Below are 14,139 nucleotides of genomic sequence, written 5' to 3'. Positions count from 1 at the left end.
CCCCCGTCCGCCTGCGGCTTTCCGCCCCCGGACCGAAGGAGAGCACCACCATGAGCACCACACCCCACTACCCCATCGCCGTCATCGGTGCCGGACTCGGCGGTCTCACGCTCGCCCGAGTCCTGCATGTCCACGGCATCGCGGCCACCGTCCTCGACCTGGAGACCTCCCCGAACGCCCGCACTCAGGGCGGCATGCTCGACATCCACGAGGAGACCGGACAGGCCGCCCTGCACGCCGCTCGGCTGCACGAGCAGTTCCTCACCAGGATCCACCCCGGCGGCGAGGCGATGCGCGTCCTCGACCGGCACGCCCGCGTCCTGCACGAGGAAACCGACGACGGGACCGGCGGCCGGCCGGAGATCGACCGCGGGGACCTGCGCGACCTGCTTCTCGGCTCCCTGCCGGACCACACCGTCCGCTGGGGCAGCAAGGTCACACGGACCCGGCCGCTGTCCGACGGACGACACGAAGTCACCCTCGGCGACGGCACGGTCTTCACCACCGGCCTGCTGATCGGCGCCGACGGCGCATGGTCCCGCGTCCGGCCGCTGCTGTCCGGCGCCACGCCCGCGTACACGGGGATCGCCTTCGTCGAACTCGACCTCCTGGACGCCGATGCCCGCCACCCCGAGTCCGCGCGACTGCTCGGTGGCGGCATGTTCTTCGCCCTCGGCGGCCACAAGGGCTTCCTCGGTCACCGGGAGACCGACGGCAGCCTGCACATCTACACGGCGCTCCGGGTCGCGGAGGACTGGCTCTCCACGCTGGACTTCGACGACACGGCGTCGGCCAAGTCCGCTCTGCTGCGCCGGTTCACCGACTGGGCACCCGAGCTGCGCGGACTCATCACCGACGCGGACGGCCCACTGATCCCCCGGCTGATTCATGCCCTGCCCGTCGGCCACCGCTGGAGGCGGGTACCGGGCGTCACGCTGCTGGGTGACGCGGCACATCTGATGTCCCCGTTCGCGGGCGAGGGCGCCAACCTCGCCATGATCGACGGCGCGGACCTCGGACGGTGCCTCGTCGAGCACCCCGGAGATCCCGAGGCGGCTCTCGCCGCGTACGAGGAGATCCTCTTCCCCCGCAGCGAAGAAATCGCGCGCGAGTCCGCCCGAGGACTTGAGACCATCTTCGACGACAGCGCACCGCAGCCGCTGATCGACATGTTCAACGCCTTCGCGGCGGAGTCGGTCTGACCCGAGTCCTGCGGACGTTGTCGAGGTGTCGTGTCTGCCGCCGCGCGAGCAACTCGTCGATCGTTTCGAGAATTCGGGCCCATGCGCGTTCAGCGCGCGGGACGGGCAGGAACGGGGCGACCCCGGACAGGGCCCCTCGTAAGAGGGCCTGCCCGGGGCCGACCTGCCGGAATCCGAGCCCAGGGGTTACGGGGCGCCGGTCACCGTGCCGGTGAGCACAGGCCCCTCCTGGGGCTCCCACTGGTCGTCGTAGGTGATCAACCGGAGCTTCAGGAACTCATCGGGTTCGCTCTCCCCGTCCGCGACAGTGGGCACGCTCACCTCGGTGCTCAGCGCCCCCACCGGCACGTCGGCGTAGACCGACGGCTCCTCCTCGATACCGGACAGAGCTCTGGCCGGTGCGGGCGCCTGGCCGAAGTTGTCCTCCAGCCACTCCGGGGCGACATCCATGGTGGACAGCTCCGGACCCCCGGTGACCGGGAGGATGGTGAAGTTGCCGGAGATGTCGACGTCGGCAGCCTCCGACAGCGTCATCCGCCAGACCAGCGGCCGTCCTTCGGCGACGCGGTCGGCGACCGGCGTCACGGTCACCTTGGGCATCGGGTCGTCATTGAGCGTCGTCACCCCGCCGCGGTGGGAGCCGACCACCGCGCCGTGCACCGCCTTGACGTACGCCTCCTGCGACGTGCCGTAGCTGTAGCGGGTGTTGCCCCGCACCTCGACCGGCACATCGACGGCGTGGGTTCCGGCGCGCACGGTCACCGTGCGGTACGCGACCTTGTCCGTCCCGGGCTCGGGGACGAACAGCCGTACCCGGCCGCTGCCCTTGCCCGCCACGCGCACCGGCACGCGGTAGTGCCGTACGCCCGAGTCGCCCTCCTTGACCGTCAGCCGGCCGACATCGACGCGGGGCATGGCCGCGGGCTTCACGGCCGGAGTGCCGGGGCGCCAGCCCCAGGCATCCACCAGCCACGCCCGGCCGGAGCCGGAGCGCGGTACGAGCTCCAGGGAGGTCACCCGCTTCAGGTCGAGACCGGGACGTGCCGCGGACAGCGGCACCCGGATCTCGCGCCCCCAGTAGGAGGCGGTCCGGTCACTGCCCGGCAGCCCGTCGACACGGACCCGGCCCAGCACCGCACGGTGGCCCGAGGCGTCGACGACGGCGACGTCCAGCCGGGTGCCGGTGGTGTTGGGCGGCACGATCACCCGGAGCGCCAGTGCCTCGGATCCCGACAGCGAGACCGGGCGCGCGGAACGCACCCGGACCGGGGACCCGGCCTTGGACCATGTCATCGCCACCGCGTCGCGTCCCGGTTCCGCCGCGGTCTCCCAGGCCGCGAAGTGGGGCGACGCCCCGGCCACGTCGGAGGGGAGGCAGGCGCGCGCCGGGTCGGGGTCCACCGCCGCGCACAGCCGCCCGCCGCGGACGGAGACGGACGGACCGGGCAGGAAGGCGGGCGTGCGGTGCGCGCCGACGGCGTCGGTCAGCACCCGCGCGGGGCCGGCCGAGGGCATGCGTACGCCGGAGCCGTCCAGCAGAGGTCGTGCCCGGTCGTCACCCGCGACGAACAGCCGGGCCGAAGCGGCGATGTACGCGGCCCCGGCCGTCTGCTGCTGCGGGGCGGTCAGCCGGGTCTTGGTGCCGGGGGTGCACACCGGGTCCACCTCGTCGTCGGACCCGAAGTCGTCCTCGGCGGGCGCCTTCGCCTGCCCGGGGGTCCACTCGCTGTTGAAGAAGTTGTGGTTGGCGCCGGTCATGTAGACCGCGCTGTGCAGGGCGGCGCCGCGGCCGACGCCGCGCGTCCCGTCGGCGTAGATCTGGCCCTGCAGGTCGGACACATCGCCGTCGCACCCGGGCAGGACGGTCGTCGACGGCACGTCGGGAACCGGGTTCTGCCCGAAGACGGTCGGACCGATCAGCACATTGCCGCGGATGTTCCAGCGCACCGGACCGCGGTACCCGTCCTGGTCGGCGGGCGGCGGGGACAGGCTGTCGAGCGCCGCGCGGTTGACGCCCTCGCCGCCGCGGGAGTGACCCACGAGCAGCACCCGGGACAGGTCGGCCGGGGAGACCGCGCGTACGGCGGCGGGAGCGGTGCCGCGGTGCGCGGCCCAGTCCGCCAGGCGGGCGAGGTGCAGGCGCACGAGGGAGGAGCGCGCCTGGGCGCCGCCGTCCTCGGCCCGGTCGTCCTGCGCGTTGATGCCGTTGGCGGAGATGGACACCGTGACATAGCCCTGCGAGGCCAGGAGCTTCTGGGCGCTCCCGTAGCCCTGGTAGCTGGGGACGGGGCGGGTGCCCGGCTTGCAGGGCCAGTCGATGCCCTGGTCGCCCGCCGTGCTGTAGCACGTGTAGTGGCGGCCGTGCAGGAACAGGGCCAGCGGCCGTTTGCCCGGGGCGCCGACCGGTCCGACCACGCGGGCCCGCATCTCGACCGCTGCCGGGAAGCCCGGCAGACGGACGGACGTGAGCGCGTACTCACCCGCCGCGGTGCGGTAGCGCCCGGGGATGCCGGGATCGGTCTTCGCGGCGGGCAGTGTGGCGGGGGGCCGTGCGGGCGTGGCGAGTCGCGGGAGGCGCGACGTCGTCCGCTTCCCCGCCCCGTCCAGTCTGCGTCCGGCGGCCAGCACCCGCAGATCCTCCGTCCGGCCGAGCCGTGCGGTGTCCACGGACAGACGGAACGACCGCCGGTCCTTCGCCGCCACCGGCAGTCCGAGCAGCCGGTCCCCGGTCTGGAACTCGACCCGTGCGTCGCCCATCGGCACCGGGTCGGCCGAGGTCCAGATCAGCTGCCGCCCGGCGTCGCTTCCGGCGAACCGCCATCCGGGGGGAAGGTCTCCCTCGGTGTGCGCCGAGCGCGCGGACCGCAGTGGGTCCGTTGTCGGCAGGGCGTGTGCCGATCCCAGTGTCGTCGCGGCCAGCGCGAGCGCCGCCACGGTGGCGCCTGCCATGTGCAGGACCCGTATCAAAGTGGTACTCCTCGGAGTCACTTGGGCTATGGCGCCCCGGTCGATCCGAGGCTCTTGCGTCCCCGAGGACGGAAACCTGTGGCCAAGGGTTGCTCCGCAGAAGGGAATTCGATGCCGGGGCGCCCGCCGCCGAGCACAAGACGGAGTGCCGGAGAGGGCTGCGGGACCACTGTTCTCCGCCGCCCGGCCAAAACCGTTCGTGCCGGTACCGCCCACCGCCGTACTGTGACCGGTCGACAACCGTGGGGCGCGCGGGCACCGCTCCGGGCCGCCCCCACGAAGAACCATGATCACCTGGAGGGCAGGGCACCGTGGAGCACTACGGGGGATGGGCCGACGAGCACTACGGAGCCGTCGCCGACACGTTCGCGCGGAACTTCGCCGATTTCCCCGAACTCGGCGCCGCCGTCACCGTGTTCGTCGACGGACGCAAGGTCGCGGAGCTGTGGGGCGGTGTCGCGGACCGGCGGACCGGCCGGTTGTGGAACCAGGACACACCCGTACCGGTCTTCTCCTGCGCCAAAGGCATCGTGAGCCTGTGCGCCCACCTCCTCGCGCAGGAGGGGCGTCTCGACCTCGACGCCCCGGTGAGCAGGTACTGGCCCGAGTTCGCGCAGCACGGCAAGGAGTCCCTCACCTGCCGCACGGTCCTCGGACACCGGGCGGGCCTTCCCGCCCTCGACCGGACCCCCGCCTTCGAGGAGATCGCCGCCTGGACCCCGGTGATCCCATCGAGGAGCAGAAGCCGCTGTGGGAGCCGGACACGGCGTACGAGTACCACGGCCATGTCTTCGGCTTCCTCATCGGTGAGGTCGTCCGGCGCGTCACCGGGCTCACCCCGGGCGCGTACTTCCGCCGCGCCGTGGGCGATCCGCTGGGGCTACGGGCCTGGATCGGCCTGCCCGCAGAGGAGACGGACGGCCGCGCCCGGCTCGTCGAGGCCGAGGGGCGGCCGGGCATGCCGGGGCCCGAACACCTGCTCACCCGCATCGTGACGATGAACGGAGCGCTGGTCTTCCCCGGTCTCGACGAGCCGCACGGCTGGAACGATCCGGCATTGCTGGCGATGGAGCTGCCGGGAGCGGGTGCCACCGCGTCCGCGAGCGGCCTGGCCGGGCTCTACGCCGCTGCCGTGACCGGCATCGAGGGCCGGGAGCGGCTGCTCGCACCCGACACCGTGACGGACGCGGTCCGGGAGGTGTCGTCCGGCAAGGGCTGGCTGGGCTTCGACGCCGGTGCCCGCTGGGGCTCGGGCTTCCTTCTCGACTCGTCGGCGTTCCGGCCGATGCTGGGGGAGCGCAGTTTCGGCAACGACGGAGCCGGTGGCCAGTTCGCCTTCGGCGACGACGAGTTCGGTGTGGGCTTCGCGTACGTCGCCAACCGCATGATCGGCCACGGCGACGCACGGGCGGACCGCCTGATCGCGGCGGTACGCACCTGCCTGGCCGGCTGACGCCCGACTCCGGCCGGGGCGCCGGCCGTCCGCCGCCTCCGCGGGCGGTATGGGCGCGGAGAGCGCTGGGCCGGACGCCCGGAGGAGGGCTCAGCCGACCCCGTCGCGGGGCCCCACCGGGTGCGCCTCCAGCTCAGGATCTGCCAGGAGGTCGGCGATCAGTTCCACGGAGCCGCCGATGTACGTGCTCACCAGGTCCACGTCACCTCCCAGGCACCAGGCGCGATCCTGCGGCCACCACAGGTCGGGCAGCTCGGCGAACTCGTCCAGGGACACCGGGGTGATGGCTTCGGCGAGCGTCCCGGCGAGCAGCACCTCGTCGCGGCCGGGGGTGTCGAAGGTGGGCACCCGGTCGAAGTCCCACCGTCCGTAGCCGTTCCACAGGCCGAACCAGCAGCGCTCCGCGGTCCGGGTGTGCCGGGCCAGGACGGGGATGAGGATCCGGGCGACAGCGGGTGGGGTCGGTCCCTCCGCCGGGTGCTCGTCCCAGACGCCGGGCACGCCGTACTCCGAGAGGTTGTAGTAGTCGCGGTCCGTCCCGATGACGTCGTGCCAGTCGGTGCCCGGAGCCACCTCGCGGCCGTGGACGGCAGCCACCGTCGCCCACCGCACCGGCAGCTCGTCCAGGGAGGCCGGATGCAACACCCGCGCGTAGGCGGCGAACCCGGGTGCCGCCACGCCTGCCACCGTCCCGAAATCGCCGTACCCCGGAGCACGCTCGGTGAGCCAGTCGGCAGGGCCCGGGGCGGCCGTCTGCACGCGGAGGCGTCCGTACCGTTCGGGCGCGGGATCCCGGTCCACCGGGGGATAGTCGTCCACCCGCACAGTCTGCCCGGCCGGACCGCAAGGGCGGAGGTCCCCCCCGGCCGTCGTGTGGTGGCGGGACCCCCGCCGCACCGCTCCCCGCGTCGCGGTGCGGTGGGGGAGGGGTGCGGGGCGTACGAATCGTCAGGCCGGGACCGAGGCCGGGACCGGGGTGCGCGGAGCGCGGTCGGCCGCTGTCCTGGGCTCATCGGCGGTGTTGTGCGGCTCACCCGTCGGCTGCTTGATCCAGCAGGCGAATTCCAGCAGGATCCCGTCGGGGTCCTGGAAGTAGAAGGACCGTACGTACACCCCTTCCTGCAGACGGGCGGCCACGGTCGTCGGACTGTCGTCGTGGTTCATGACCGGGCTGACCTCCACCCCCTTGGCAACCAGGCGGGTGCGGTACTCGTCGAACCGCTCCGGCGGCACATGGAAGGCGACGTGGTTCATCGAACCGACGGCACTGAGGAACTCCCCCTGGCCGGGGAGGGACGCGGGGGCGGAGATTCCTGGCACACCGTCGGGGGCGTCCGCGAACCAGAAGAAGGCCACGCAGTCACCACCCCCGCAGTCGAAGAAGAAGTGCTGGCCGCTTCCCCCGGGAAGCTCGATCGTCTTGATGAGCGGCATACCGAGAACGCCCGAGTAGAAGTCCACGGTTCTGCGCATATCCGCACAGACCAACGCCAGATGATTGATTCCCCCGAGCTCGAACTCGGTGTTCCGAGGTGTCATTTCTGGTACCTCCAGTGGTACGGGACAGCGGTCCCGTTGTCCGGCCGCCGCCCTCCCGTGAGCGGCGCCAAACACCGAGTGTGGTGCACGGGGCACGACCGGATCAACGGTGACGCACGGACGACGTGGCTTCGACGGCCGGGTCGCCTCCCGCTCACGCGGTACGAGGTCGTCCCGGCCCGAAGGAGTACGTGGCCGCCGGGCCCGGGGGAGTGCCGCACGGAGAGACGCACCGGAGAAGGGTGAGTAATTTGATGGCATATAGGTTACTTGTCACATATGACTGATCTCGACTACGCAGACAGGTCCGACTTCGAGGACGCCGAGCGGGGATTCGTCGCCGCCCTGGCACCGGCGGTCGTCCGTCCGGACGACGGCCGGGTGATCTGGGACGGCGACGCGTACGCGTTCCTGGACGAGGAATGCCCGGACACGGCGCACCCGAGCCTGTGGCGGCAGAGCCAGCTGTGCAACAAACAGGGCCTGTTCGAGGTGACGGAGGGGATCTACCAGGTCCGGAACCTCGACCTGTCGAACATGACGCTCGTCGAGGGCGATACCGGCGTCATCGTCATCGACCCGCTGATCTCCGCCGAGACCGCGGCGGCGGCGCTCGCGCTGTACCGCAAACACCGGGGCGACCGCCAGGTCACCGGGCTGATCTACACGCACTCGCACGGCGACCACTTCGGCGGCTCGCTCGGCGTCCTGCCGCACGGCCACGCCCCGGTGCCGGTGATCGCCCCGGCCGGGTTCCTGGAGCACGCCGTCGCGGAGAACGTGTACGCGGGCGGCGCGATGACCCGCCGCGCGGTGTACATGTACGGCGCCGAACTGGACAAGGGCCCCGCCGGTCAGATCAGCGCGGGCCTGGGCATGACGACCTCCACGGGCACCATCACCCTCATCCCGCCGACGCTCGACATCACCCGTACCGGCCAGGAGGAGACCGTCGACGGGGTGCGGATCATCTTCCAGATGACGCCGGGCACCGAAGCGCCGTCGGAGATGAACTTCTACTTCCCCGACCGGCGCGCGCTGTGCATGGCGGAGAACGCGACACACAACATGCACAACATCCTGACCCTGCGCGGCGCGGTGGTCCGCGACACCCGTATCTGGGCCCACTACCTGAACGAGACCATCGCGCTGTACGGCGAGAGGGCCGAGGTCGCGTTCGCCTCCCACCACTGGCCGACCTGGGGCAAGGACCGCATCGTCGACCACCTGGCCGGGCAGCGCGACATGTGGGCCTACCTGCACGACCAGACCCTGCGCATGACCAATCAAGGACTGACCGGCAGCGAGATCGCCGAGCGGATCGAACTGCCGCCCGCCCTCGCGGGCCGGTGGGCGAACCGCGGCTACTACGGTTCGCTCAGCCACAACGTCAAGGCCGTCTACCAGCGCTACATGGGCTGGTTCGACGGCAACCCCGCGCACCTGTGGGAGCACCCGCCGACCGAGCAGGCCACCCGGTTCGCCGCCGACTACGGCGGTGTCGCCGCCCTGGTCGCCAAGGGCGAGGAGTACGCGGCATCGGGAGACCTGCGCTTCGCCGCCACGCTGCTCGGCCACGCGGTCTTCGCCGCCCCCGGCGACACGGCGGCCAAGGAGGCACTGGCTTCGGTGTACGAGAAGCTCGGGCACGGCTCGGAGAACGGCACCTGGCGCAACTTCTACCTGATGGGGGCCCAGGAACTGCGTGGCTCCGTCGCGCACACCTCCTTGGAGACGACCAACCCGGAGATGGCGATCGCGCTGACCGTCGACATGCTCATCGACTCGCTCGCCATCCGCATCGACGGGCCGCGCGCCTGGACCAAGAAGCTCACGATGGCCTGGCACGTCACCGACGAGGGCCGCACCTGGCACCTGCTGCTGTCGAACGGGGCGCTGACGTACCGCAGCACCGACGGCGCCCCCGACGCGCACGGTCCGGCGCCGGCCGCCGATCTGACGCTGACCCTGACGAAGCGGCAACTGCTCGGTGTCCTCGCGGGGGCGGGCTTCGACGATGTGAAGGTCCAGGGCGACCCACAGGTCTTCGCCACTCTCGCGAGCCTGCTCGACACCCCCGACCCCGACTTCGCCATCGTCACGCCCTGACCACCACCACGCGCACGACGCGGCTGCCCCTCGCCACGGCCCGGGCAGCCGCACCCGCGCGGGCGGAGCACGCCGACCCCGCGGCGCGTCCGTACGGGCCGCGCGGCGTGGAACGCGCCGACCGGCGGCGGCCGCGGTCGGCCCCTCCACGGAAGGAACCCCGTGAGCACGAGAGAGCTGGCCATGGCCGTCGGTTTCGGATCCTTCGAGTTCAGCGGAGGCGGCACGTTCATCAACCTGGTCGCGGCGACCACCAACGCCCTCAACGGCGCGCTGCTCGCCCGCCGTCCCGACCACTACAAGAACTTCACCGTGGTCGGCATCCTGCTGATGGCCCTGCTCGGCGGCATCGGCGGGGGTGTCAGCCGCGACGTCCTGGTGGGTCATGTCCCGGCCGCGCTCACCAATTCCTCGTACATCGTGCTGTGCCTCATCGCCGGGATCATCGGCCACCACCTGGCCTACGACCGGGGGCAGCTCTTCCGGGAAGGGCTCTTCCAGCTCGTCACCTCCTTCGCGCTGCCCTGGTACGCCATCGTCGGCGCGCAGACCGGAGTGGAGGTCGGTCTACCGGTTCTGGGCAGCCTCGCGCTCGCCGTCGTGGGCCCCACCGCGGGACGCTTCCTCATCGACGTCTCGTGCGGAGTCCCGCCCAAACAGTTCGTCCGCGGCGAGTGGTTCGTCGCCATCGCCGCGCTGACGGGTGCGGTGTGGATCGCCCTCGACCAACTGGGACTTCCACGCGCGGCAAGCGCCCCGCTCGCGTTCCTGGTCGGCTTCGGCGTGCGCCTCACGGCGCTGTACCGAGGCTGGGAGGAACCGCTGGCGGCCGAACCCGCGGGTGTCTACCGCCACGACGACGGGCGCCCCCTGCTCGGTCGTAAGATCGCCGGAAAGTCCACCCGGGAACTGCGCCTGCTCGGACTGACGGTCGAACCCGACGACGATCCGGCCGCCCCGCCCGAAGGTGCGGACCACAGCCCCGGTGACGGCCACTAGAACCCGAGCCACGCGGCCCTACGAAAGGAGTGCCGGTTCTCCCGCCCGCGTTCGGTCCAGCTCCTCGCAGTGTGTCCGGTACGCCTTCGGGGGAGCCTGCGTCGCCGCTCTCCCGGTGCCCGGCCCACGAATGGCCCGGTCCACAGGCCGGGCCCGCAGGGTCCCCCGACCATGAACACATGAGTGACACCGACAGCGCCGCTGACAGCGCCCCTGACACGACGGCGAGTTCTCCCCTGCTGACGCGATTGCCGGATGTGCGGGACGGACTCACGGACCTCTACCGGGACCTGCACAAAAATCCGGAACTGTCCTTCGCCGAGACACGCACGGCCGGGATCGTCGCCGAGCGCCTGCGGAAGCTCGGTCTGCGGGTCACCACCGGCGTCGGACGCACCGGCGTGGTCGGTGTGCTCGCGAACGGCGACGGCCCCCACGTCCTGCTCCGCGCCGACTTCGACGCGCTGCCCGTCACCGAACGGACCGGCCTGCCCTACGCCAGCACGGCGGACGGCATCATGCACGCCTGCGGCCACGACATGCACGTCACCTGCCTCCTGGGCGCACTCGACCTGCTGGCCGACGGACGGGCCCACTGGTCCGGAACCATCACGGCCGTCTTCCAGCCCGCCGAGGAAATCGGCCAAGGAGCCCGCGCCATGGTCGACGACGGCCTCTTCGACCGGTTCGGTACACCGGATGTCGTCCTGGGCCAGCACGTCGGTCCGTTTCCTGCCGGTACGGTCGGCTGCCACCCCGGCCCCGCGCTCGCCGCCGCCGACGCGCTCGCTGTCACGATGTACGGGAAGGGCGCGCACGGGTCGCGCCCCGAGGCCGCCATCGACCCCGTCGTCATGGCCGCCTCCACCGTGATGCGCCTGCAGACCGTCGTCTCGCGCGAGATCTCCGGCGGCGACACCGCCGTCGTCACCGTCGGCGCGCTCAACGCCGGCACGAAGGACAACATCATCCCGGACACCGCCGAGCTCAGACTCAACATCCGCACCTACACCGATGGGGTACGGGCCCGAGTGCTGGAAGCGGTGAAACGGATCGTGCGGGCCGAGGCCGAGGCATCCGGTGCCACCCGCTCGCCCGACATCGACCCGATCACCACCTTCCCCGTTCTCGTGAACGACGAGGCGGCCGTCCGGCGCACCGTCACGGCCTTCCGCGGCCACTTCGGCGCAGAGAGGGTCTTCGACCCGGGACCCGTGACGGGCAGCGAGGACTGCGGGATCTTCGGCACCGCGTCGGGCGCTCCGGTCTGCTACTGGTTCTTCGGCGGCACAGCCCCCGCCTCCTACCGGAAAGCCGTCGCCGCCGGAACGGCGGACCGGGACATTCCGTCCAACCACTCCCCGCACTTCGCCCCGGTCGTCGAACCCACGCTGAGCACCGGCATCGAAGCGATGACCACAGCAGCCCTCACCTGGCTGTCCTCCGGGAAGCGGTGACACCCGCCCCTGTCGGCGCCGCCCGCGATCGAGCGGACGCGCGCGGCCCGTGCGCCCGGTGATCCGGAGCCCGGCAGGATCGGGCGAGGCGTTCCGCGCCATGTCAAGGGGGTGTGGCAACACCTTCGATTCGGGGGGTCAGGCGTAAGGATCTTGAGCGGGGAGCCTGTCAGAGTCGTCGCAGAGCGAACGATCGGCCCGCACAGGGCGGGCCGGGACCAGGGGGAGAGTTTCATGCAGCGCAGGCGTCCGGCCGTCGCAGTCCTGCTCGCCGCAACGCTCACCGGGGCGTTCGCCCCGGTGGCAGTGGCACAGCAACCCAATCCGGTGCAACGGCAGTTGGATCTGCTGGTCGAGGGGGGCGGGGTGCCGGGGGCTCTCGCGTACGACGGCAGGGCGACGCGTACCGCCGGGGTCTCGGACCTGGTCCCGGGCCGTCCGATGACCGACGCGCGGGGCCGATTCCGGCTGGCCAGCAACACCAAGGCGTTCACCGCGGCCGCCGTGTTGAAGCTGGTGGCGGACGGCCGGATCCGACTCGACGACCGCGCGGGCACCTACGTTCCTCAGCTCTCGGAACGCGCCATCACCGTACGTCAGCTGCTCAAGCAGACCAGCGGACTGCCGGAGTACGCCGCGCTGGTCGACTGGAACCGGCCCGGCACGACGGAGGACTACCTGGCCCTCGCGCTCAAGGAGAAGCCCGTCTTCGAGCCCGGCGCCGACTGGGGCTATTCCAACACCAACTACCTGGTCCTCGGCATGGTGATCGACAGGACGTCGGGCGTCGACTTCCGTACGTACATCGAGCGCACGATTCTGCGCCCGCTGCACCTGGAGGACACGTACTGGCCCGCCCCCGGCGAGCTGACCCTGCGCGGGCCGCACGCCCGTAACTACGGTGTCCACCCGGCGCGTCCGGAGGCCGGCCGGGTGGACGTGACCGAGCTTCCCGGGTACGAGTTCGGCGCATCCGGCGGGCTCGTCTCGACGCCCGAGGACCTCAACACCTTCTGGGACGGCCTGTTCGGCGGGCGGCTCCTGCCCGACTGGGCGCTGCGCCTGATGACCCACGACACCACCGCCGTCGGCGGCCGTGACGTGTACCCGGCGGGCAGCCGCTACGGCTACGGCGTCGCCTCGATCCCGCTCAGCTGCGGCGGCGTCTACTGGGGCCATGGCGGTGATCTGCCCGGCGACTCGGTGGGCGGCGGCCGGGCCACGGGCCACCGCGGCACCGTGACGGTCTACACCACGACCTGGGCGGCCGCGGGCGAGAATCTGCGCCACCTCCAGGGGGCCGTGGACGCGGCCCTGTGCGCACGGGGTCGCTGAGGGCTGTCCCGGCGGCCGTCCGCCGGGTCGGTGCCCCCGGCTCCGCGAGTGGCCGGGGAGCGGGGGAGCGGCCCCTGAACCCTCGTCCGGCGGGAGCCCGTCCCGGAGCGGCCCCTGGACCCTGGACGTCCGGGGCGTCAGGGCTTGCGGGCGAGGCCGCCGTGCTCGCCGATGGGTTCCGGGGCGGTGGAGGCGGGTTCCGGGCGCCAGAGGGGAACCGGGACGACCCCGGGGTCCAGGAGTTCCAGTCCGTCGAAGTACGCCGTGATCCGGTCGACGGGACGCAGGAAGTACGGGACGGCGCCGGTCTCGTTGTAGGCGTCCTGGGCCTGCTCGTAGTCGGCGTCGGTGCCCCATGAACCGTCGTTGATGGAGAGGTAACTGCCGGACGGCAGTCCGTTCATCAGGCGGGTGACGGTGCTGCGTGCCTGGTCGTAGTCGGCCACATGGCCCAGGATATTGCTGAGGATCAGGGCGGTGGGGCGGGTGAGGTCCAGCGTTTTCGCGGCGGCGGCCAGGATGCGATCGGGGTCGGACAGTTCGGCGTCGACGTACGCGGTCGCCCCCTCGGGGGTGGAGGTGAGCAGGGCGCGGGCGTGCGCGAGGACCATCGGGTCGTGGTCGACGTAGACGATCCTGCTCTCGGGAGCGAGACGCTGGGCGACCTCATGGGTGTTGTCCTCGGTCGGCAGGCCGGTCCCGACGTCGAGGAACTGCCTGATGCCCGCCTCGTCGACCAGATACGTGATGGTGCGGCGCAGAAAGGCGCGGCTGCTGCGGGCGATGGTGACGATGCCGGGGAAGACGGCGCTGTACGCGTCGCCGGCCGCCACGTCGACGGGGTAGTGGTCCTTCCCGCCCAGCCAGTAGTTCCAGATCCTGGCCGAGTGCGGCACCGACGTGTCGATCTTCTGATGCACCGCCGGTCCGGGTGTCATCGCGGGGTCACTCATGGGTACCGTCCGTCTTTCAACCGATGCGTGAGGCGTGCACTGTTCAGCGCCCAACCTACGTTCCAGTAGTCGGGGAACCCGGATCAGCGCACGCTCCGCACGGGTCGGGCGGCGGTTTTCAGGCT

The 14,139-nt window shown here is 71.7% G+C and carries 9 protein-coding genes and 1 pseudogene; 6 read left to right on the top strand and 4 right to left on the bottom strand.

Going from position 1 to position 14,139, the window contains the following annotated elements; translation table 11 throughout:
- The first annotated feature begins 50 nt into the window (after positions 1 to 50).
- Positions 51 to 1,202, top strand: a complete 1,152-nt coding sequence (locus OG251_RS02780) for an FAD-dependent oxidoreductase (RefSeq protein ID WP_326675419.1) — start codon at positions 51 to 53, stop codon at positions 1,200 to 1,202.
- A gap of 186 nt (positions 1,203 to 1,388) precedes the next feature.
- Here OG251_RS02780 and OG251_RS02775 read toward each other — a convergent pair whose 3' ends face one another.
- Positions 1,389 to 4,151, bottom strand: a complete 2,763-nt coding sequence (locus OG251_RS02775) for a hypothetical protein (protein ID WP_326675418.1) — start codon at positions 4,149 to 4,151, stop codon at positions 1,389 to 1,391.
- 329 nt (positions 4,152 to 4,480) lie between these two features.
- Between OG251_RS02775 and OG251_RS02770 the strand changes: the two are divergent.
- Positions 4,481 to 5,622 (top strand): annotated as a pseudogene (locus OG251_RS02770) (serine hydrolase domain-containing protein).
- Positions 5,623 to 5,712: 90 nt separating this feature from the next.
- On the opposite strand, the gene OG251_RS02765 reads toward OG251_RS02770, so the two are convergent.
- Positions 5,713 to 6,441, bottom strand: coding sequence for a hypothetical protein (locus OG251_RS02765; RefSeq protein ID WP_326675417.1), 729 nt, complete (start codon positions 6,439 to 6,441; stop codon positions 5,713 to 5,715).
- A gap of 129 nt (positions 6,442 to 6,570) precedes the next feature.
- Entirely contained in the window at positions 6,571 to 7,161 is a 591-nt protein-coding gene (locus OG251_RS02760) for a VOC family protein (protein ID WP_326675416.1), read from the bottom strand.
- 279 nt (positions 7,162 to 7,440) lie between these two features.
- Between OG251_RS02760 and OG251_RS02755 the strand changes: the two genes are divergently transcribed.
- The 4 genes from OG251_RS02755 (at position 7,441) to OG251_RS02740 (ending at position 13,061) form a co-directional block, all read left to right on the top strand.
- Complete coding sequence (locus OG251_RS02755) at positions 7,441 to 9,270, top strand: alkyl/aryl-sulfatase (RefSeq protein WP_326675415.1); 1,830 nt, start codon at positions 7,441 to 7,443, stop codon at positions 9,268 to 9,270.
- A 162-nt stretch (positions 9,271 to 9,432) separates the two neighbouring features.
- Positions 9,433 to 10,269 carry a trimeric intracellular cation channel family protein gene (locus OG251_RS02750; protein WP_326675414.1) on the top strand — a complete coding sequence of 279 codons (837 nt, stop codon included), beginning with the start codon at positions 9,433 to 9,435 and terminating at the stop codon, positions 10,267 to 10,269.
- Positions 10,270 to 10,448: 179 nt separating this feature from the next.
- Positions 10,449 to 11,726 (top strand): amidohydrolase, encoded by a 1,278-nt coding sequence (locus OG251_RS02745; protein WP_326675413.1) that lies wholly within the window; start codon positions 10,449 to 10,451, stop codon positions 11,724 to 11,726.
- 234 nt (positions 11,727 to 11,960) lie between these two features.
- Positions 11,961 to 13,061: a serine hydrolase domain-containing protein gene (locus tag OG251_RS02740; RefSeq protein WP_326675412.1), complete on the top strand. Its 1,101-nt coding sequence runs from the start codon at positions 11,961 to 11,963 to the stop codon at positions 13,059 to 13,061.
- A gap of 137 nt (positions 13,062 to 13,198) precedes the next feature.
- On the opposite strand, the gene OG251_RS02735 is transcribed toward OG251_RS02740, so the two are convergent.
- The gene (locus OG251_RS02735; protein ID WP_326675411.1) at positions 13,199 to 14,014 is read right to left on the bottom strand and encodes an SAM-dependent methyltransferase; all 816 of its coding nucleotides are present in this window, start codon (positions 14,012 to 14,014) and stop codon (positions 13,199 to 13,201) included.
- Between the last annotated feature and the right edge of the window lie 125 nt (positions 14,015 to 14,139).

This window comes from Streptomyces sp. NBC_01237 (assembly GCF_035917275.1).
GTDB lineage: Bacteria > Actinomycetota > Actinomycetes > Streptomycetales > Streptomycetaceae > Streptomyces.
Note: the sequence above shows the minus strand (reverse complement) of the source record. Positions and strands in the feature narration are given on the sequence as shown.